24 protein-coding genes and 1 pseudogene are annotated in these 22392 nt (G+C 22.2%); all 25 read left to right on the forward strand.

Translation table 4 applies throughout. The annotated features are described in order from the left end of the window. The 25 genes and pseudogenes from nrdE to STAIW_RS06645 all read left to right on the forward strand — a co-directional run bounded on the left by nrdE (window position 1) and on the right by STAIW_RS06645 (window position 22314). Window positions 1-2160 carry a class 1b ribonucleoside-diphosphate reductase subunit alpha gene (gene nrdE, locus STAIW_RS00570; protein ID WP_020833946.1) on the forward strand — a complete coding sequence of 720 codons (2160 nt, stop codon included), beginning with the start codon at window positions 1-3 and terminating at the stop codon, window positions 2158-2160. 108 nt (window positions 2161-2268) lie between these two features. Next, window positions 2269-3015, forward strand: coding sequence for an ABC transporter ATP-binding protein (locus STAIW_RS00575; protein ID WP_020833947.1), 747 nt, complete (start codon window positions 2269-2271; stop codon window positions 3013-3015). Further along, a complete protein-coding gene (locus tag STAIW_RS00580) occupies window positions 3015-5063 on the forward strand; it encodes an ABC transporter permease (protein WP_020833948.1) in 2049 nt (682 codons plus the stop codon). The genes STAIW_RS00575 and STAIW_RS00580 overlap by 1 nt, the downstream gene beginning before the upstream one ends. Before the next feature lie 12 nt (window positions 5064-5075). Beyond that, complete coding sequence (locus STAIW_RS00585) at window positions 5076-5831, forward strand: ABC transporter ATP-binding protein (protein ID WP_020833949.1); 756 nt, start codon at window positions 5076-5078, stop codon at window positions 5829-5831. Between the two features lie 4 nt (window positions 5832-5835). Beyond that, on the forward strand, window positions 5836-7782 hold the full coding sequence (locus tag STAIW_RS00590; protein WP_020833950.1) for an ABC transporter permease: 1947 nt from the start codon (window positions 5836-5838) through the stop codon (window positions 7780-7782). A 143-nt stretch (window positions 7783-7925) separates the two neighbouring features. Then, the gene (gene ptsP / locus STAIW_RS00595; RefSeq protein WP_020833951.1) at window positions 7926-9641 is read left to right on the forward strand and encodes a phosphoenolpyruvate--protein phosphotransferase; all 1716 of its coding nucleotides are present in this window, start codon (window positions 7926-7928) and stop codon (window positions 9639-9641) included. Between the two features lie 82 nt (window positions 9642-9723). Then, a complete protein-coding gene (locus tag STAIW_RS00600; RefSeq protein WP_020833952.1) occupies window positions 9724-10200 on the forward strand; it encodes a PTS sugar transporter subunit IIA in 477 nt (158 codons plus the stop codon). 162 nt (window positions 10201-10362) lie between these two features. Then, complete coding sequence (locus STAIW_RS05550; RefSeq protein ID WP_020833953.1) at window positions 10363-11340, forward strand: CPBP family intramembrane glutamic endopeptidase; 978 nt, start codon at window positions 10363-10365, stop codon at window positions 11338-11340. Beyond that, entirely contained in the window at window positions 11340-12233 is an 894-nt protein-coding gene (locus STAIW_RS00610) for a pseudouridine synthase (protein WP_020833954.1), read from the forward strand. The genes STAIW_RS05550 and STAIW_RS00610 overlap by 1 nt, the downstream gene beginning before the upstream one ends. 33 nt (window positions 12234-12266) lie before the next feature. Next, window positions 12267-14183, forward strand: coding sequence for a hypothetical protein (locus STAIW_RS00615; protein ID WP_020833955.1), 1917 nt, complete (start codon window positions 12267-12269; stop codon window positions 14181-14183). A gap of 834 nt (window positions 14184-15017) precedes the next feature. Further along, window positions 15018-15413 carry a hypothetical protein gene (locus STAIW_RS00630; RefSeq protein ID WP_020833958.1) on the forward strand — a complete coding sequence of 132 codons (396 nt, stop codon included), beginning with the start codon at window positions 15018-15020 and terminating at the stop codon, window positions 15411-15413. Between the two features lie 337 nt (window positions 15414-15750). Continuing rightward, entirely contained in the window at window positions 15751-15921 is a 171-nt protein-coding gene (locus STAIW_RS06110) for a hypothetical protein (protein ID WP_020833959.1), read from the forward strand. A 12-nt stretch (window positions 15922-15933) separates the two neighbouring features. Continuing rightward, window positions 15934-16584: pseudogene (locus tag STAIW_RS06740) on the forward strand (AAA domain-containing protein); the annotation flags it as partial. Further along, window positions 16584-16973, forward strand: a complete 390-nt coding sequence (locus STAIW_RS00645) for a hypothetical protein (RefSeq protein WP_020833961.1) — start codon at window positions 16584-16586, stop codon at window positions 16971-16973. The pseudogene STAIW_RS06740 and the gene STAIW_RS00645, both read left to right, overlap by 1 nt. Window positions 16974-17116: 143 nt before the next feature. Next, entirely contained in the window at window positions 17117-17704 is a 588-nt protein-coding gene (locus STAIW_RS00650; protein WP_334198885.1) for an AAA domain-containing protein, read from the forward strand. Continuing rightward, entirely contained in the window at window positions 17701-17910 is a 210-nt protein-coding gene (locus STAIW_RS06805) for an AAA domain-containing protein (protein WP_408640666.1), read from the forward strand. Before STAIW_RS00650 ends, STAIW_RS06805 begins: the two co-directional genes overlap by 4 nt. Continuing rightward, window positions 17898-18188 carry a hypothetical protein gene (locus STAIW_RS00655; RefSeq protein WP_020833963.1) on the forward strand — a complete coding sequence of 97 codons (291 nt, stop codon included), beginning with the start codon at window positions 17898-17900 and terminating at the stop codon, window positions 18186-18188. Before STAIW_RS06805 ends, STAIW_RS00655 begins: the two co-directional genes overlap by 13 nt. Window positions 18189-18256: 68 nt before the next feature. Next, the gene (locus tag STAIW_RS00660) at window positions 18257-18604 is read left to right on the forward strand and encodes a hypothetical protein (protein ID WP_020833964.1); all 348 of its coding nucleotides are present in this window, start codon (window positions 18257-18259) and stop codon (window positions 18602-18604) included. Then, window positions 18585-19262: a hypothetical protein gene (locus tag STAIW_RS00665; RefSeq protein WP_020833965.1), complete on the forward strand. Its 678-nt coding sequence runs from the start codon at window positions 18585-18587 to the stop codon at window positions 19260-19262. Before STAIW_RS00660 ends, STAIW_RS00665 begins: the two co-directional genes overlap by 20 nt. 38 nt (window positions 19263-19300) lie before the next feature. Further along, on the forward strand, window positions 19301-19669 hold the full coding sequence (locus STAIW_RS00670) for a hypothetical protein (protein WP_020833966.1): 369 nt from the start codon (window positions 19301-19303) through the stop codon (window positions 19667-19669). 11 nt (window positions 19670-19680) lie between these two features. Then, window positions 19681-19842: a hypothetical protein gene (locus STAIW_RS06115; RefSeq protein WP_020833967.1), complete on the forward strand. Its 162-nt coding sequence runs from the start codon at window positions 19681-19683 to the stop codon at window positions 19840-19842. 280 nt (window positions 19843-20122) lie between these two features. Further along, window positions 20123-20440 carry a hypothetical protein gene (locus STAIW_RS00675; protein WP_020833969.1) on the forward strand — a complete coding sequence of 106 codons (318 nt, stop codon included), beginning with the start codon at window positions 20123-20125 and terminating at the stop codon, window positions 20438-20440. Between the two features lie 26 nt (window positions 20441-20466). Beyond that, window positions 20467-20676 (forward strand): hypothetical protein, encoded by a 210-nt coding sequence (locus tag STAIW_RS00680; RefSeq protein WP_020833970.1) that lies wholly within the window; start codon window positions 20467-20469, stop codon window positions 20674-20676. Further along, on the forward strand, window positions 20676-22028 hold the full coding sequence (locus STAIW_RS06640; RefSeq protein ID WP_148285960.1) for an AAA family ATPase: 1353 nt from the start codon (window positions 20676-20678) through the stop codon (window positions 22026-22028). The genes STAIW_RS00680 and STAIW_RS06640 overlap by 1 nt, the downstream gene beginning before the upstream one ends. Continuing rightward, window positions 21958-22314 (forward strand): AAA family ATPase, encoded by a 357-nt coding sequence (locus tag STAIW_RS06645; protein WP_269077210.1) that lies wholly within the window; start codon window positions 21958-21960, stop codon window positions 22312-22314. The genes STAIW_RS06640 and STAIW_RS06645 overlap by 71 nt, the downstream gene beginning before the upstream one ends. Window positions 22315-22392 lie beyond the last annotated feature (78 nt).

Here is a 22392-nt window from a genome sequence, read left to right on the forward strand (position 1 = left end):
ATGAATGAAAAAAATTTTTCTACTTTGTCAGGTTCAGAAGAATCAGACGAATATATAAAATTAAATGCAAGATCTAAACTATTTGTTAAAGATCAGGACAACTTTAAATTAGATATTGAAGCAGCACAACTTTATATGAAAGAACACATTGTTCCAAATACAAAAAAATTTAAAGATGTTAAGGAAAGAATTAATTATTTAGTTGAAAATCAATATTATGATGAGAAAATAGTTAATCAATATAATATAAATGAAATTGAAGAAATTACCAAAATTGCTTATGACTATAATTTCAAATTTCCAAGTTTTATGGGAGCATTAAAGTTTTTTAATGCATATGCATTAAAAAGTTTTGATGGCAAACAATACTTGGAAAATTATGAGGATAGAGTTATTATGAATGCTTTATTTTTAGCAGGAGGAAATTTTTTAAAAGCTAAAAAAATTATGAAGCAAATAATTACTGGAAGATTTCAACCAGCAACACCAACTTTTTTAAATGCGGGAAAAAAACAAAGAGGAGAATATGTTTCATGTTATTTACTTAGAGTAGAAGACAATATGGAATCAATTGGTAGAGCAGTTACAACTTCACTTCAATTATCAAAACGAGGTGGTGGAGTTGCTTTATGTTTAACAAATATTCGTGAATTTGGAGCACCTATAAAAAATATTGAAAATCAAGCTACTGGAATTGTTCCAATAATGAAAATTTTAGAAGACTCATTTTCATATGCAAATCAGTTAGGGCAAAGACAAGGAGCTGGTGCTGTTTATTTACATGCACATCATCCGCAAATTCTTGATTTTTTAGATACAAAACGTGAAAACGCTGATGAAAAAATAAGAATAAAATCATTGTCACTTGGAATTGTTATTCCAGATATTACTTTTGAATTAGCAAAAAATAATGAACAAATGGCTTTATTTAGTCCATATGATGTTGAAAAAGAGTATAAAAAAGCTTTTTCAGATATATCAGTAACTGAGGAATATCAAAATCTTTTAAATAATCCTAAAATTAAAAAAACTTTTATTGATGCAAGAAAATTATTTCAAGCAATAGCAGAATTACATTTTGAGAGTGGATATCCATATTTATTATTTGATGATACAGTAAATAATAGAAATGCACATCCTGGAAGAATTGTTATGAGTAATTTATGTAGTGAAATTGTTCAAGTTTCAACACAAAGTGAATTTTCATCAGATTTAAGTTTTAAAAAAATTGGTGAGGATATTTGTTGTAATTTAGGAAGTATTAATATTGCAAAAGCAATGGAAAGTGGAACAGAATTTGAAGAATTGATTTATAATTCAATTCTTGCATTAGATCATGTTTCAAGAAATAGTGATTTGTCAAGTGCCCCATCTATTGAACAAGGAAATAAAAAAAATCATGCAGTTGGTTTAGGTGCTATGAATTTACATGGATTTTTAGCAACAAATTTCATTTATTATAATTCAAGTGATGCTATAGACTTTACAAATATGTTTTTTTATACAATGGCATATTATTGCTTTAAAGCTTCAAATAAATTAGCAAAAGAATTTAGTCCTTTTGAAGGATTTAGCAAAACTAAATTTGCTGATGGAAAATATTTTGAAAAATATACAAAATGTGAAGAAAATAAATGAACACCAGAATCAAAGACAGTTTCTGAGTTATTTAAAAAATTTAATGTCGAGATACCATCACAAAAAGATTGAATTGAATTAGTTGAAGAAATTAAAAAAACTGGAATTGCTAATTCACACTTAATGGCAGTTGCTCCAACAGGGTCAATTAGTTATTTATCTTCATGTACACCAAGTTTGCAACCAGTTGTTGCTCCAGTTGAAGTAAGAAAGGAAGGAATGCTTGGTCGTGTTTATGTGCCAGCTTATAATATAAATTTTGATAATATGGGATATTATTCACTTGGAGCATATGAAGTTGGACCAGATCCAATAATTGATATTGCTGCAGCTGCACAACAACATGTAGATCAGGCTATTTCATTAACTTTATTTATGACAGACCAAGTCACAACTCGTGATTTAAATAAAGCTTATATAAGAGCTTTTAAAAAAGGTTGTGCTTCAATTTATTATGTAAGGGTGAGACAAGAAGTTCTTGAAGATAGTGAAAATTATGAATGTGATGCATGTGTAATTTAATAAAAAATAAATGCTTTTGCATTTATTTTTTATTTATAAAAATTTTTTTATCTTAATAAAACTTTATAAAGATTTTATTAAGATAAAATATTATTATGGAGGAAAAAAATGATTGAAATAAAAAATATTTCCAGAAAACTTGGAAATTTTAGTTTAAGTAATGTTACTTTTACAATAAATGATGGTGCAGTAGTAGCATTTGTTGGTGACAATGGTGCTGGAAAAACAACAACAATTAAGGCATTATTTGGTGAATTAAAATTAGATAGCGGAGAAATTTTAATTAATGGTCAAAATCTTTTTTTAAATAATAATTTAAAGAGAATTGCTTTTTTTCCAGATTCTAATAATATTCCACTTAATATAAAAGTTCACGATTATTTAGTTTATATATGTGCTGCAAATGGATTTTCAAAAGAAGAAACAGAATTAAATGTTGATAATGCTTATAGATTATTAGAATTAAGACCCTATAAGGATAAAAAAATAAAAGAACTTTCTTCTGGATGAAAGAAAAAAGCAATTATGGCAAGTGTTTTAGTAAGAGCTCCAGAATATATTATTTTTGATGAACCAACAGCAAATGTTGATGTAGAATCAAAACTTTATTTTATGGATATCATTAAATTATTATCAAAGGCGGGTATAACAATTTTAATAACAAGTCATATTATTGAAGAGTTGCAAGAAATTGCAAATTATTTAGTTTTAATTAAAAAGGGTGAAATTGTACACGCACAAAATTTTGATAATAAAAAAAATCATATAATGGATATTTATAAACAACATATGAAAAATCCAATTAAAGATTTACAAATTTTAAGATGGTTATATGGAAATGGAGAAAATAATTAATGGAAGTATCTCTTAATTTAAAAGATAAATCAAAAGATAAATCAAAAGGTAATAAAAAAGAATTAAGAAATTATTTTGTTCTTTATGGAATAAATTTAAATTTAACTTTTAAAAATGTTGGTGTTGTATTAAGTGGGTTGCTCTTTTTATTAATGGCAATTATATTTTTTTCATTGGAAACTTTTTCGGCAGTTAAACAAAATAATTTAAAAAATTATTCACTATATAAAAATCTTAGTTATATTTTTTTAAGTGGAACCATTATTTTTCAAGTTTTATTAACTTCTTTATATTTATTTAAAAGACAATTTAAAAATGGTATAACCGCTATTGAATTAAGAGCTGGTTATAAAGCTTGAAAATCTTTTACAATTAGAATATTAATTGAATTAACTGTATTATGAGTTTATGTAACAATTGCATTAGTTATTGTGGTGTTTTTAAATTTAATTTCTGGTGCAAATATGGAAATTTTTGCCAGTTTACTTTATGCGCAAATTTTTTATTTATATTTTCTGTCTTTAATTTCTATTTTAATAATTTCTGCTTTAATGATATTTTTTTCTACAGCAATATCAACTAGTTTAGGAATGGTTTTTATATGTTTAGTTTCACTTAGTCCGGTTTTTGGGTCTTTAAAATATATTATTTCATCTTCTGGTCAAACAAATTATTTAGCAAATATAAAATTAAAAGCAGGGTATGATTTTTATAATAATTTTAAATATGACCAAAATTTATTTGATGATAATGCAGAAAAAAGTGAAACTGATTTATATGAAAAATCAAAGACGTTATCAAATATAAGTGAAAATATTGAAAAAATAATTAATCCATTGGTAGATACAGGAGAATTTAATTTTTCAAATTTCTTTTCTTATTTTGACAACAAATCTTATTTATCAAAAGTACCATTACATTTAGATTCTTATGATATTGGAAATGAAACACTTAATTTAGTTAGAATTCAAAATATATTAACAAAAAATTTAACAGCTGGACAAATATTATACAATTACAATTTATATAATCATTCTTCAAACGATCCAATTTATATTTTTGAAGGTAATCCAATTTGAGATTTTTTATATAAAATAAATAATGAAATTTTTGAAAATATGAATAATTATAGCAGTTATAATGAAACTAAATTACCCGATATTTTTTCATATACTAATTATTCAAATCAAAATAAATTAAGAGAATTTTTAAATATTAAAGAAATTATTGAGCAATTAAGTGCAAAAATTCCTGAGTATAAGGATTTATTAAAGTACATTGAAAACTTTTATAAAGAATATTCATTAATATTAGCTTCATCTACAAGAAATAATAATTTTTATAATTCAGCATGATCTTTAAATTCATTATTAGACATTTTTTCATTGCAATTAGATAGTAATAATTCTAGATATTTTAATTGAAAAGATAGTTTTTTTAGAAATAATTATTATATTGATGACTATATGTGTGAAAAAATTATTGTGAATGAAAATGGTGAAAAGATAGTTGAAAATATTTGTAATGAAGAAGTTATTGATAAAAACGATAAAATTTCTAAAATGTATAGAAAATTTCCAGAACTAGCAATTATTAATGTACTTGCAATTAATCTTTGAAAAGAAGCTATGGTATTTGATATTCCAAATTTCAATATAGTAAATAACGTAAATGATATAAATGAAGGTTTATATAATTACTTTAATGAGGGTGAAACATCAAATACATTAACAACTGATATTTTCAGACATTTTAGTGTTATGTCTTCGGGTGTATTTACATCTCCTTTAATTAATGATAGTTATAATTCACAAAGTTCATTAATTTTTCAAGGACAAACCATTAAAATTAAAAATATTTTCAATTTTGAAAATCAAGCACCAATTAATAAAAAAGAATTTCAAGCACTAGAACCAGTATATAAGGATAAAAAATTTGAATATAAAAATGCATTTATTATTCCACTTGCATATTTTATATATTTATTATTAGTAAGTCCTTTAAGTTATTTATCATATTTTACTTTTAATAGAAAGTCTAAATTGTAGGAGGTTTACAAAATGATTGAATTAAAAAAAATTACACGTGATCTTGGAGGTTTTGTTTTAAATCAAGTTAGTTTTAAAATTAAAAAGGGATCAGTTGTAGCATTTGTGGGTGATAATGGTGCTGGTAAAACAACAACAATTAAGGCATTATTTGGAGAATTAAGATTGGAACAAGGTAAAATTTTAATTGAGGGTGAAAGTTTATTTGAAAATGAAAATCTAAAGAGAATTGCTTTTTTTCCAGATTCAAACAATGTTCCTTTAAATATGAAATTAAAAGATTATGTTTCATATTTATGTGCAGTTAATGGTATGTCAAAACAAGAAGCAAAAGCTAAATCAGAAGCTGTTTTTAAAATGCTGGGTTTAGAAAAATATATTAATAAAAAGATGAAAAGTTTAAGTGCTGGTTGAAAAAAAAGAGCAATTATGGCAAGTGTTTTGGTAAGATCACCAGAATATATAGTTTTTGATGAACCAACAGCAAATGTTGATGTTGAGGCAAAGTTATCTTTTATGAATATTTTGCATGAATTATCAAGAATTGGTGTAACAATTTTAATTACAAGTCATATTCTTGAAGAGTTGCAAGAAGTTGCAAATTATTTAGTTTTAATTAGAGATGGCGAAATAGTATATGAAGATGATTTTGATAATAAAAAACAAAAAATTGCAGATGTTTATTCTAAGGTAATGGCTGAAAAAATTAATAATATAAAAATTTTGAAAGAATTATATAAAAATTCTGCTTTAGAAAAGGAGGAGTAGGAAAATGAATAATATAGAAATAAATCAAAATGAATCAAAAATTAACTTAAATGCAGAAATAAAATTACAGAAAAAAAATGGTATAAGAATTTTGTATTTAATTAATTTAAAAAGAATAATTTCAAATAAGGGAATTATTGCGACTTCTTTAGTTTTTTTAATCATTGCCTTAATATTTAATATTATTTGTTCAAGTTTTTTAAAAAGAAATGATACTGTAGAAATTGGTATTATTGTATTATCAATTGGTTTCTTTTTTGAATTATTTACATTTGTAATTTTTTTAACAATAGCATCTGTGGATTTAATTAAAAAACAAATGTTAGATGGAATTCAACATATTGAAACACGTTCAGGAATTCCAATGTGAAAATCTTTTTTATTAAGATATCTAGTTTTTTTAACAATCACAGAAGGTATTGCATTTTTAAATTTATTTATTAGTGTAATTGTCAATTCAGCATTTATTTGAAAATTTAATTTAATTTCAACTATAACTTGAAGTAAATTATTTTTCTATATTTTATTTATTTTAATTTGAACACCAATTGTGTTTCTAGTAACTACCATTTGTTCAATTTCAGGTAGCGTTATTTTAAATATATTTTTGGGCATTATTATAATTATGTCTTCATTTTTCTCTTCAATGGTTAGTTCACTATTTTCACCAGACGAAATGCAAAATAGTATTTATGTTATGAAAAAAAACCTGAAGCTTGATATAACAAATAGTTTTTATAATTCTTTAAAAAATGACCAAAATATTAATGAAATATTTAATGATGTTGGCGTAAATGAGAAGTCTTTAATTTTTAATAAATTAAATGATAAATTTATAGCATTAAATTTAACAAATTTTAATTTATCAGAATTAAGTTATTTATCAGTAAAAAGTAACCTTAACGATACAAATTTTCAAAGTAAAAAAACACTTATAAAATATAGTTTATATGGTGGAATGCCAAATATTTCTCTAAATCCATATATTGAATATTTAGAAGAAAACACAAATCTTGCGGCAAGGATGGAAAATGAAACTTTTCTTCTTGAAGGAATACCAATATTTAATATTTTAAATGACATATACAATACTGTTAATGCAAATATGAAATCAGATAACAATAAACCTCCAGTTAATAAACCGGGTTATATTGGTGGAGTAATAATTCAAAAAAATCAATATGAAAGTAAAGCTACTCTTCATGATTTAAAACCAATCATAGAATGATTAACTGAACAAGAAACTACTTCAAAGTATTCTTTATTACTTGATTGAGTTCTAAAAGCATATAATACTTATGCAGATTCTCTAAGTTTGGAAGGAACAAAATATTCTTCCTCTGATGAAGAATCTATATTTCCAATATTTTTCGCAGAAAATTTTGATTGAAAGAAAACTTTTCCAGAAGAAATAAATATTGAAAATGATTATAATAATCAACTTTCAAAAGTTTATAAAAGATATCCTGAGCTTTTAATTTTAAATTGATTTACAACGCAATCTTGATTGAATACTATGACTTCAATGGCTTCATTAAAAAAAATTTCTTGATCACAGGAAAATAATTATGCAAATGAAGAAGAAACATATAGAAATTATCAAATTCTTGCTAATAATTCAATTTTAAAAAATAATATAAATATTTTTCAATATTTTGGAACACTTTACTTAAATTTATTTGGATCAGGCTTTAAAAGAGATTATTTGCTTTCAAATTCTCCAATAATGTATAGCGGATTAACATCGGGTTATAAAAATTATTTAGATTTAGCAAAAGTAGATTTGAGAAAAAATCAAAATAATAATCCGTTAACTCCAATTTTCAATGAAATAAGTTTAAAAAGAAAATTTGGATCTTCTCCTTGATTGGCATACTTGTCTTATTTTATATTTTCAATTATATTAATTTGATTGGCATATTTAGCTTATAAAAGAAAATCTAGAATTTAATATATTTTCTCCATATTTTAAATATGGAGTTTTTATTTCAAAAATTATGAAAAATTATTTCAATAAAATTTGTTAGTTATCTCACAATTAATAATAGGAATTATTTTGTGTATAATATAATTGATTGTAGGAGGAATATACTAATGTCTAAAAAATTATCAGGAATAGGTGCAAGCAATGGAATATCAATTGCAAAAGTTTATATTTTAAATGAACAACCAATTGTTATTTCAAACTCAAACGTATCAGATGTTCAAAAAGAACTTGAAATAATTGAAAATTCAATTATAAAAGCAAAAAAAGATTTAGAGGGATTACAAAAAATTGCGTTGGAAAAATTAGGGGAAGAAAAAGCTGCAATTTTTGAAGCTCATGCCTCTATTTTAGAAGACCCAGCAATGGCAGAAGAATTTACAGCTTTGGTTAAAGATAAAAAATATAATGCTGCAAAAGCTATTAAAGAAGTTGCAGATAAATATATAGTTATGTTTCAATCAATGGATGATGCTTATTTTCAAGAAAGAGCAGCAGACGTAAAAGATGTAACAGAAAGATTAATTAGATATATTTTAAATTTACCTGTGGCAGATCTTGCAACAATTAATGAAGAAGTAATTATTGTTGCAGAAGACTTAACACCATCTCAAACTGCACAATTAAACCCAAAATTCGTTAAAGGGTTTGCATGTAATATTGGGGGAAGAACTAGTCATGCTGCAATTATGGCAAGAAGTTTGGAAATTCCAGCAGTTTTAGGATTAAAAACAATACTAAATTCTGTAAAAGAAAATGATATTTTAGCAATTGATGGAGAATCAGGAGAAGTTGAAGTAAATCCAAAAAATAAGGAAGACTGAGATAAACTTGCTCAAAATTTTGCAAAAGAAAAAGAAGAACTAAAAACATTTAAAGATAAGCCAACTTTAACAAAAGATGGATTTGATGGTTTTCTTTTGGAAGGAAATATTGGTAGTCCAAAAGATATAGAATCTGTTTTGGAAAATGGTGGAGAAGGAATTGGTTTATTTAGAAGTGAATTTCTATATATGGATAATGATCACTTTCCAACTGAAGAAGAACAGTTTATTGCATATAAACAAGTTGTTGAAGGAATGCAAGGTAAACTTGTAATAATAAGAACTTTAGATATTGGTGGAGATAAAAAACTATCATATTTTAAATTTCCAGAAGAAATGAATCCTTTTTTAGGATATAGAGCCATAAGATTTACTATGGATAGAAAAGATATTTTTAAAGATCAAATAAGAGCTTTATTAAGAGCAAGTGCTTTTGGACCGGTTGGAATTATGTTTCCAATGATTGCAACAGTTGATGAATTTTTAGCTGCAAAAAAATTTACACTAGACTGTAAAGCAGATTTAGAAAAAGATGGTCATAAAATAGGAAAAGATTTAGAAATTGGGATGATGGTTGAAATTCCAGCAGCAGCAGTTAATGCAGAAAATTTTGCAAAACATGCTGACTTCTTTTCTGTAGGTACAAATGATTTAATTCAATATACAATGGCTGCAGATAGAATGAGTGAAAATGTTACTTATTTATACCAACCTTACAATCCTTCAATTTTAAAATTACTAAAAATGACAATTGATGGAGCACATAAGCATGGGAAATGAGCAGGAATGTGTGGAGAAATGGCAGGTGAACCTCAGGCAATTCCATTATTAATGGGATTAGGTTTAGATGCATATTCAATGTCTGCAACAAGCATATTGAAGGCAAGAAGCATAATGTCAAAATTAACTATGTCTGAAACACAAGAACTTGCAAAAAATGCACTTGATTGTGAAACCGCAGAGCAAGTTTTAGAACTTGTGAGCAATTTATTAAATAAATAAAATTATTTTTCTTTACATAAATAAAATTATCTATTATTAAAAACTATTGTAAAATATATTTGGAAAGAAGGTATTATTTTTTATGGGATTGTTTACAAAAAATAAGAGTTTAGAAGTTTATGCACCAGTTGATGGTGAAATTATTGAACTTTCAAAAGTTCAAGATGAAGTATTTGCAGAAAAAATGTTGGGAGATGGATTTGCACTTGTTCCTGAAAATGGAATCTTTCATGCTCCAATTGATGGTAAGTTAGTTACTGTTTTTCCAACAGGACATGCATATGGAATATTGAATAAAAATGGAGTAGAAATATTATTACATATTGGTCTAGATACTGTTTCATTAAATGGTGAAGGTTTTGATATAAAAGTTAAACAGGATCAATCTATTTCACAAGGTGATTTATTAGTAAATGTGGATATTGATAATGTTTCTAAAAAAGTCCCTTCAATGCAAACACCACTAATTTTTACATCAGATTCAATGGAAGGAAAAAGTTTTGAACTTGTAAAAACAGGAAAAGTTAAACAGGGTGAATTAATAGCATTAGTAAAATAGTTTGAAAAACATCAAGAAATATATTAATAATTCATTTATTATAATCTACTTGATGTTTTTATTTTCCAATATTAAGTTTTAATTGATATTGATTATTTTATATGGGACAATCTAGTTATTAAAAATAGTTTTTAATAGAGCTAATTTATGGGAGTTAATTTAATGAAAAATAAAAATGTTAAAATAAATGATTTTAGAAATAAGTATTTCAGTTTAAGTGTAGAAACAGAGTTTAAGTTTAATTCATTAAACTATAAAGCGGACGGATTAATTTTTCTTACAACAGTACTAATTATTCCTTTAGCAATTTCAATTATAGCTACTTTATTTTTTAATTTAAAACAAACAAATTCTTGATTTAATTACGTAAATATTATTTCAATTGCAGTAGGTTTAATTTTTCTTGTTGTAAGAAATCCAACAGGGTTATTTAAAAATGGTTATACTTGATATTATTTTTTAGCATTGGGACCAAATATTATAGGTATTTTTGTTAGCCTATTTGCTTCTTTTATAAAAGTAGAAGACTCAAATACTTTTTTATCTTTTTTATCAATTTTTATACAATTAATAACAGAGATAATTATTTTATTATTAGTTTTTTTGTATGATAGAAGAATTTTAAAAAGAATTAAAGAGTCATTTAAATTTAAAAAAATTTCAATTTTAATAATTTCAGTTGTAGGTCTAGTCTTACTAATTTTAATTTCTACTTTATTTTTCTCAACTTTCATTGAAGGTTTTCTTTTAAAGGCAAATGAAAGTAACAATCAGGGAAATTTGGTTGGTATTTTAAATAATTCCAATGTATCTACAATCATAAAAGTATTTTATTCAATATTGTTATTTTTTCTTGTGATTTTAGTTGCTCCTCTTTGTGAAGAAATAGCAATGAGAGATTCTGTATTTTTGAATTGTTCAAACCAATGATTAGGTTTTTTTACTAGTTCATTATTATTTGGTTTTATACATTATGGTTCTACAGGGGATTATGAGCATTTTCTTAGTTATACAAGTTCTGGTTTTATTTTATCTGCAATATTTTTTTTTACAAAAGGGAATTTAACATATACATGAATGGTTCATCTTGGAAATAATATTGTATCTTTTATTTTATTGTTTGTTGGGGTATTTTCATAATGACAATTTTAAAAGTAAATCAAAATGATGTTAATCAAACTATATTTAATTTTGTTAAAAAAAATTTTAAATCAACAAAGTTATCAATAATTTATAAATTATTTAGAAAAGGAAAAATTAAAATAAATGATTCAAAAGTTAAAGATATGAAGTTAAAAATTCAAATTAATGATATTATTAAAATTTTTGATTCAACAGAATCAGTTAAAAGAGATTTATTTGAAAAAGTTAATTTTGATGACTTAGATATTATTTATGAAGATCAAAATATTCTTATAGTGGATAAAAATTCAAATATAGAAATTCATTCGCATGTAAATATTTCAGTAGATCAAAAAGTAAAAAGTTACCTAAGAGAAAAAAGTGAATATGTACCAGAAAAAGAAAATAGTTTTGTTGTAAGTCATGTTCATAGACTTGATAAATTAACAAAAGGATTAGTTATCTATGCAAAAAATAAAATGACATTAGATTCATTATTATTTGAAATAAATAATAAAAATAAAATTGAAAAATTTTATTTAGTTAAGCTTCCAAATTTAAATTTACCAGAAGGAAAAATATCAGGATATATTAAATATGACAGTGAATTGCAAAAATCAATTTTTAAGGAAAAAGAATTTAAAAATTCCAAAATTGTTTTTCAAGAAAATACAATTATTGACGAAAAAAATTGTATTTATGAAATAAAGCTTTTAACAGGAAGAAAACATCAAATTAGAGCAGTTTGCTCGTATTTTAAATCTCCTATTGAAAAGGATTTTAGATATGGGTCAATTAAAACTAAGGAAAAAGTAATTGAACTAATTGCATATAAATTAGTATTTAATAATTTTGATAATCATCTTAGTTATTTGAACAAATGTGAATTCAAATCAAAATATTGCTTTTAATGATAAAATATAAATATTTAAAGGAGGAATAGTGTGTTATCGACAAGACAAGGTATATTAAGTGTAATAATCGGAACAACTATTTCCCTTTTTAACGCTATTATTCAATTTTTAACTATTTATTGAGTTTTAAATGCTTATGGAACAGAGTTTAATGGGTATATTAGATTAGTTAGTTCATTTTCTACAATAATATCAGTAGCAGAAGGTTCCTTAGGAGTAGCTGCTACAATTCTTTTAGTGAAACCATTAGTACAAAATGATTGAATTAGTGCAAATGAAATTTATTCAACAGCTAAAAAATATTTTAAAAAATCTGCTCTTATAAGTTTATTTATGGTTTTAATAATATCTCTTGGTTATCCATTATACGTTGGCATTTCGGCAAATTCCACTGGTACAATTTTAAATCCAAAAAATTGAAATGATATTGGTTTAAATCTTTCAAATCAGGGAGAAAAAATTGGTTTTGCAAGTTATTATATTTTAGTTTTAATTTCTTTAATTTTTGGAACAAAAAATTTTGTTTCTGCTTATTGATTTTCAGTTTATGAAACAATTATTATTGCAGATAATAAAAATTCAGTAAGAAGAATTGTAATTTTATTTGCAGATATTTTTATTAGTGGAATTACTTTTTATTTATTATCAATAAAAGGAATAAATCCAATAATCCCTTTTTTGCCAACAATATTATATTCACCAATAAAGGGTTTTATGATTTATTTTTATGTAAAGAAAAAGTATTTATGATTAAAATACTATAAAGATTTTAATAGTTTTAAATTAAATACTACAAGCAACAAAATTTTTTTTTCAACAATAGGACCGACTCTTTTATTAAATACTGATATAGCAATTGCTGCAATATTACTTGGACTTAATGTTTCATCATCTCTTTCTCTATATTTAGTTGTAGCTTTGAATACAAAACTTATTATGACAAATTTCATTGTTTCATTTAGAGAATTTTTTGTGACTCTTGTTACAAAAAGAGGAAGAATCCATTGGGAGAGTTATGCTAAATATGAATTATATACTTATTTAGTGGCAGCATTTACTTTTATAAATATGTCAATTCTTGCTCCCTATTTTGTTAGTTCTTTATATGGAGAACTTGCAAGCTCTTCAATTTCAAATGATGATTTTGCTAGTATTAATGCTTTAGATTTTATGTTTTATACTTCTAAATTTTCAATTCTTTACGCAAGTATTGCATTATTAGCAATATTATGTGATGCACAAATGACTTTAATTCATGCAAAGGGTAGATATGGAGAAGTTTCAAAATTTCAAAATATTGTTGGAGTTTTATATTTATTGACGGCTATATTTATAACATTTCTTATTGTTACTCTAAAAATTGGAGGAGAGCAAAATTATTTAGTTACAGGAATTATTGTTTTGTTTTCTTTAAAACTTCTTTTTATGTTTATTAGATATATTTATTTATGAATTTATGTTTGAAAATATGCAACTTATAACTCGAACAAAAAATATATCTTTAATAATTTTTTAATTTTATTTTTACCAGTAATTTTAACTATATTATTAAATGTGCTTGTAATAAATAAAAAATTAGATATTAGAGAATCCACATCTGCCTCCGCTTCAATTGCACCATTAATTGCTTTATTTTTTGGAGCAATAATTTTATCACTAATAATTTTAGTTATTTTTGCATATATATGTGCACCAAAAATAATGAATGAAATTATGCAAAGACTACCATTAATTAATAAAATATTTTTAAAAAAATCAGTAGAAGCAAGAAAAAAAAGACTTAAAAAATACGGAATTGAAGCAGAGGATATTGTTGACAATAGCAATAAAATAACTCATTTAATGATTGATATTGATGAAGTAGAACCAATTATTGAATTAGGGACAGAATTAAAATTAGATATAAATTCTCAAAATGAAAATATTTATATTGTAAAAGGAAAATAATAAAATCATAGAGCACAGTTTTCAATACAGTTTTTTATTTTATATTATTGATAGAATATTTAAGATACGGAAAGAAGTATGAATAAAATGGATGTAAAATTTTATTTAGATTTAAATTATCCAATTAGTAAAATGGATGTTTTTTCCACACAGGGAAAACTAAAAATTAGAAAAAATAAAAATTCAAAGTTAAAGATAACTTTGAAATAAATTTTAAAAAAACTAATTTAAAGGGAAATATTGATAATTTCATTATTGAATTAAATAACGATTTACAAAATTTTTCAAAATTAGAAATTGCAAATTTAGATTTAATTACCTTAAAAAAAGAAAATATAAGAAATTTTTTTGAATGAATGAGAAATTCGAAAAAATTTAATTTTAACAAATACTGCTTTTATTTTTAAGTTCTATGAAAAATTTCAAAACGAAATAATTAGTAAATATAATTCAAATTCTATTGTACTATTTACTGATTTAATGAAAAATGAAGATAGATACTACTATTTGGTTAAAAGGATTGAATTTATTAATTTTTCAAATAATATACTAAAAAATAATGAAATAATTAGTATTAAAACCATTTTAAAAAAAGTGTTGAAAGCGTAACTTTTTCAAATGATTTAGTTGATTTTTCAAATGATTTTAATAGTATAAAGAATTCATATTTAACTTTTTTAAATGTTTTATTTACTCATATTGAGCCAATTACAGATATATTTACTGTAAAAGAGCAAGAGTTCAATTTTTCTAAACTTTCAAATTTTGTTGAATTATTTAATAAATTTCTGGAAAACAAAAAAAGATTTTAAATATTTTTTTAAAATAATTAACTTGAATGATTTATTAGAAGTAAAAGTTGATAACCCCAATATAAATTATAATAATTTATTGTTAATATCAGACAAAGAAGTATTTGGTTTTGAATCAAAATTAATAGTTTTTTCGCCAAAAGATGAATGAAATAAAAGAACTTTTGAAGTAAATTCAAGTACCTTAATTAAAATTACTGATAAAGTAAAATTAATAGAAAAAGAAAAAATAGTTCTAGCATTTGAGTTAAGAAATGATGACCTTTTAAGACAAATAGATGATTTAAAAATTCAATTAAATTCAATTGAACAAAAAATTCAATTAAATAAAATTGACTTAGAGAATACTTCAAGAAATATTGAAAAAATAAATAATGCTATTTTTAAAATTTGAAAATTTGGAAAACAAAATAATTAGTAATAACAATAAAAAAATATTAATATTATTGAAGACACTTTAATTAATTTAAAAGAAGTAGAGAATGAATATTAGGAGTTAATACAAAAAAGTACTTCACTGATAAATTTAAATAAAATAAAAAACGAAAGTTTAGATAAAAGTTCTATATTGAATCGTTCTTTAAATGAATATGAAAATATAAAAGTGGAATTAAAAAATAAATTGAAAAAAAATTTAAAGGAATATGAAAATAATAATACAAACTTAAATAAATTAAAAACTTGAATGAAAGATACTATAATAATTTTAGATAAATTAAAAGAAAAATTTATTTTTAAATGCTACAAATTTTGATATGGGCTTAAAAACAAAATACAATAGATTTAGCAGAGCATTATATAATTTTAAAAAAGGTAATTATAGAAACCCTTATTTGGCTTTAGCATTGACTAAACCTGAAATAGTAACTATTGGTGATAATTTTAATGATTTTGAATTATTAAAAATAAATGATCAACAAAAATAAGCTGTATATAATGCATTAAATACAAATGCAATTTCTTATCTTCAAGGTCCACCAGGTACTGGAAAAACTCAAACTATAACAAAATTAGCAGAATTAGTATCTACTGATCTTGGTGAAAATATTTTAATAACATCTCAAACAAATGAAGCTATTCATAATGCTTTTGATAGAATAAGGGAATTTAATGATCAAAATCCTAATATTTTTTATTACAAACCTTTAAAAAAGGAAACAAAAAAAGAAATATTTCAAAAAAATGAATATGAAATTGAAAATATGTACAAAATGTTTATTTATACAATTTGTAATATTTATTTAAAAAAATCAAAAAATAATATTTATAAAGATTTTAAAAATATTTCAAAAAAAGATTTTTTACTTTGTCTATATATAGCTTGAATGAATAATATGAATGCTGATATAGAATTAACTATGGCAAATTATGTTATTGAATATTTTTTAAATACAAATGTTGAAACAATAATTAATGACTCAAATGAAAATAATGAAGAAATAATAAAATTTATTATTAAAACAGAAAGGAGAAAGTATTATAATAAAAATTTAAAAAACCATTTAGATACTTTTTTGAAAACAAATGAAAAAATTTTAAATTTATTTGGAAAAAACTTTATTGATATAATAGGGACTATAATAAATTAATGGATTTATATAGTGAAATTTATATAAAAAGAAAAAATGAAAAAGTGTTATTTAAAAATTTATTGCATGATATATATGAAAAATTTAAAAAAGATTACTCAAGAAATATTTTTGATGAAGATATTAAATTATTTTCAAAAAAATTATTTGAAAATAATTTAATAAATATTTTAGGTTTAACAACAACTGCAAAACAGAAAATAAATTTTAATGAATTCAAAAAAGAATTATTTATTGATTATCCAATTAATTATCAAATCATGGATGAAGTTTCAAAATCATCAACTATTGATGTAATAAATACTGTATTACTTAGTCATAAAATAATGTTGGCTGGTGATTATAAACAATTAACTCTGATTTATGAATTAAATAGAAAAAAATATTAAGGCATTTTATTAGAATTTAATGAATGACTTGAAATTAATGTTGATCAAAGTAAAAAAAATTTCAAAATAACAGAAATAGAAAATTTATTTACTTATCTTTTTTTTGCAGAGCATGCAAAAAATTAAAAAATTTTGATATAGAATTAACTTCGTACAATTTTTTAAAAGTACAACATAGATTTACAGAAGATATTATGAAAATTGTAAATGAAGTTTATGATAAAAATGAAAAATTAAAAGTACCAAACAATTATAATGAAAAAAAATTTCGAAAGTATAATTTAAATTACAATAATGATGTTATCTTTTTAGATACTTCTTTTATAAGCAAAAATTTTTATGACTTTTGAAATAAAAATAAAGTAAAAAGTAATTTACTTTTTAAACCAAATGATAAATCATTTGATCAATTAAAATCTTTATTTAATTTTACTCCTTTTGGTTCAAAAAGGTTTAATGAATTAAATGCATTTCATATAGTAAAAATTATTGAAAAATTAATTGAATCTAATGATTTTGCAATAGATAAATTAGATTTGGAAGTTATATGTATGACAACTTCTCAAAAAGCAATTATAAAACAATTTCTTAAAATATTTAAAATTAGTGAAAAAATAATAAACAAAATAAAAATAGATACAGTAGATAATTTTCAGGGAAGAGAAAAAAGAATAATTATTGTAGATTTAATAAAAGCTAAAAATTCTTTAAAGGAAAAAGGAGAATTATAAACTCTAAAAGAAAACTAAATTTTTATAAAAAAATTGAAAGATTAAATGTTGCAGTTTCGAGAGCACAAGAAAAGTTAATTATTGTTGGAGCAGTAGAAAATTATTTACGACATGAAATCATTATTAATAATACAAAAAAAATTCTAAATATTTGGTTTAAAATAATAAATAATAATATGGGGGTAATAAGAACATGAGAGATATAAATATTAGTATTGATTATCCAATTCCATATACATTAAATAAATTAAAATATGAAGTTTCAAGTTATATACCATTAAAACTAATTCAATCAATTTTTTTATCAATAATTATTTGTGAAAGTGAATTTAGAGATGATTTAAAAATATTTGATAAAGTTTCTGAAGTTATTGAAAAAATATTAAAAATTAAAAGTAAAAACCTTCTTTTAATTAGGGAGGAACTTCAAGAACTCTTGGATACTTCTACTGTTATTAATAAATCAAATGAAAAAATATTTTAAATTGCATTTTTTCAAATTTAACAATAAATAGTAAACTTGCTGAAAATATAAAAAATAAAAAATTTTACATGTTTCAAAAGAAAAAGCATGAAAAATCAATTATTTTTTTTAAACCCTTTTTTCCTAGTTTTGAAATAAAAGATAAATTATTACTATTAAATTCAAATGAATTAAAAACTAAATATATAAAAAAAATAAATTTAATAAATTCAAATGAATTAACAGCAATTATTGATGGTGAAAAATTTTTATATTTAAGTGAAGAAAGTGGAGTAGTAAATTCTTTACTTGAAGAAACAAAAATTGTATGATCAAATATAAAATTAAATTTTCAAGTTTTAGATAATAAAATAATTGCAAAAGATAAAATAACAGAAATAATAATTAATCATGTAAATGAAAAAAAAATTGCTTAAAAATTGTTTTGATTTAGTTGTAAATAAAATAGATGTAAATGATATTGTTTTTCATGAAACTGATTTTAATTCTGAGTTAAAAGAACTAACTTTTGATGAAATAAAGTATGAACTTATAAATAATAAATTTTTAAATGACTTAAATTATCAAATTGTAAAATACAAATTAAGTTTTAAAAATAAAATAGAAGATTATTTTTATTATAATGGTGGTTTATTAAAACTTGATTTAGAAAAATTTATATTTTCAAATTTAGAAAAAATTGATTTTGAACTATTTAATTTAATAAAAAATAATAATCTTTTGAAAATTTTAAAAAAACATATTATTCAAAATATGCATATAAAAAAATTTGAAGATATAATTATTAAAAATTTTGGAAAATTTAATTTATCTTATGAAGAATTTCTAAAATTGGCAAGTAAATTATCTTATGAAGATATTGAATATTATTGTTTTACTAATAAAATTATTTTTTCAAATAAAGAAAATGTTTATAAATTAATGAAAATACTTTCTTATACAGAAGAAAAAATTTACACATTAATAAAATGAACTTATGAAAATGATGAAGTTTATTTTCGACACTGAATTTTAGAAATAAACTTTTATAAGCAAAAACAAGCTTTAAATATGTTTAAAAATAAATATAATTAACTAAATATTAAGAAAAATATTTTAATTGAATTTAATAAATGAATAATTACCACCCTATACAAGATAAAACATTAGAAAATGAAATTAAGAAAATAAATTCTATGAAATATTTAAAATCTAATTTTTCTATTGAAGAATTTATAAAACTAATAGATATAAGTTTTATAAATCTAAAAAATTTTATTTTTTCTAAATTAAATGATAAAAATTTAGATTTGGAAAAGGCAATAAAAAAATTGAATATTTCAGTAAGGGGGAAAAAGGATATATTACAAATTTGAAAACAGTTATTAAATTTTAAAAATATAAATAAAGAAAATGTATTACAAGAAAACATTCAAAAAATTATTCAAGAAGAAAAATTAATTTTTGAAAATATAGATAAACTAAAGAAAATAATTAAATAGAGGTGAAATATATGAGTCATACAGCAATTGTAATTGTAGGAATATGTACAAAAGTGGAAAGAATAATTTTGGAGGATTTAAACAATAATTTAGAAGAGATATTGAAAAATAAAAAAATTACAGAAAATTTAAGTATGAAAATTAATGAATTAAAATTTCAAATTCTATATTAAGTTTAGAAAAAATGGATAGTAATTTTGAAATGTTAAGTACGGAAAATGAAAATTTTACCAAAAATATAAATTTAAAAATAGACCAAATTACAAAGAAAATAGTTAATTTAAATGAATTATTAGATTACCATAAAGTTTTTTTAATTTAATAAAAAATGAAAGTGTAGATATTTATCAATTATTAATTTCCAATGGAATTTCTGCTAAAATTGCATATTCAAATTTACAAAATAGAAATTTCTTAATAAATTCTGAATTATTAAGAGAAGAAATATTAAAAGTGAATCAAAATTATTCAAATTTAAATTTAATAGAAAAATGTAAAAGCGAAATTTTGGAAAAACTTGCTAATGAAAAAATTTCAAATGAGTATAAATTAGCAATTGCAAATTTAGTCAATACATTCACAACAATGCAGGAAATTTCAGATTATGAAATTTATTTAAAATCACTTAAACAAAATGAAGTACGTACAAAATTTTTAGTAGAAAATCAAATTGTTGCTTTAAAAGAAATGAAATTTGAACTTAAAAGTGTAAAGAATTTAATTATGGAGGAAAAAGGAAATCAATTAAAGCTAATTTTTAAAAAAGGTTAAGCTTTAAAAATAATAAAAATCAAAAATTGGATATTATTTTAGATCTTGGAGGGACTTTTGAATATGAAATGGGAAATTATCAAGGTCATTTGTGTTTTGAAGATTCAGATAAATTAAAAACTTTATTGATGAAAAAAGGAATACACTATAGTTCTTTAAAGATAACAAGAACAACCTCGGAGGCAAGACCTTTATTAAAAACTGCCAAAATATTGGAAAGGAAGAATAATAAATAATGAAAAAATTATTAGAACAATTAAAAATAAAATTTCAACAAAAAAATATTCTTATAGTTACAGGAAATGTTTATGATACATACATTTCAGACAAAAATGTTGAGTCGCTCATTAAAAATTTAGATGCATATATTTCAAAATATTCAATTGAGGCTGGGTATACAAGTGTATTAAAATACTCACCATCAAAAAAAATTATTCCTTTGATTGGTCATTACTCACAAGAAAATCAAGAGAATTCAGATTATGAAATTAATAATGACTATTCAATTATTGATTTTATTGAACAAGTTTATAAGGAAATATCGGATAAAGAAAATGTTAGAAGAGTTTATATTATGGATTTTTCTAATATATATTTTAATTCAAACAATAATATTGAAATTTTAGTAAAAATTGCAGAATTATTATCTGCTCTTTTAGAAGAAAAAATTTCATCTCCTTATGAAGTTTCAATGCTAAAAAAACAAAGTAAATTAATTTTAATTGCAAGAGATGGTGTCCATATTTTTGGTGATATAACAGAAAAAAATATTGAATATGCTTCAATTAATATTAAAAAACCTAATATTGAAGAAAGACAATGAATTTTTTCAAAATTATCAAACATTATAAATATTACTGATAGTGAAGAAATTTCAAAACCAGGTTTTAAACAAGATGAAGCAGTTGCTTTAACAGACGAATTTTTATGTAAAGAAATTCTTCAATTAGGAAGAATAATGCAAGATAATAGTGGAACAACTTTTAAAGAATTATATAATATTGTTCAATTCAATAAAAAGGAATCTGAATGACAAAGAATAAATTCTGAAAGTTTAAAAACATTAGAAAGTGATTTATCAAAAAGAGTTATAGGACAAGAATTTGCAATTCAAGCTGTAAGAAAAACATTAATTTCTTCTTATTTAGGATTAAATGGTGTAATGCATAGTGAAAATCTAACAAAGCCTAAAGGAATATTATTTTTTGCCGGACCTACAGGAACAGAGAAAACAGAATTATCAAAAGCAATTGCAAAATTTATTTTTAAAGATGAAACAAAATTAATTAGGTTTGATATGTCTGAATATTCTGCAGAACATTCAGAACCAAGATTGATTGGTGCTCCACCAGGTTATATTGGTTATGATAATGGTGGAGAATTGACAAATTCTGTTAAGGAAAAATTTTTTTCAATTTTATTATTTGATAAAGTTGAAAAGGCGAATGCAAAAATTTTAGATAAATTTTTTACAAATACTTGAAGATGGAAGGTTAACCTCATCCAAAGGAGAATTAATTGATTTTTCCGAGACATTCATAATTTTTACATCCAATATTGGTTATTCTATGGTTTCTTCTTCAAATAATCAAGAAATAACTAGAAAAAACTTTATAAGAGCAGTAGAAGATCATTTTACAAATAATTTAAAAAGACCAGAATTATTAAATAGAATAGGTATAAAAAATATAGTCCCATTTAATTTTATTAATGATAAAAAAATAATAAAAAAAATAACTTTAAATAAATTAGATAGATTATTTGATTATATTTATAAAAAACATAATATAAAAGTTATACTTTCCAATGAAGAATTGATTATGGAACTTATTTCAGCGTATTATGATTCAAAAATGGAAGAAGGGGTATTGTAAATAGTATTGATGATATTATTGTAACTTCAATATCTAATTTTATTTTTGAAAATATTGATTTAATAAATAAAAATAGAG

It is taken from the genome of Spiroplasma taiwanense CT-1, from assembly GCF_000439435.1.
Taxonomy (GTDB): Bacteria; Bacillota_I; Bacilli_A; order Mycoplasmatales; family Mycoplasmataceae; genus Spiroplasma_A; species Spiroplasma_A taiwanense.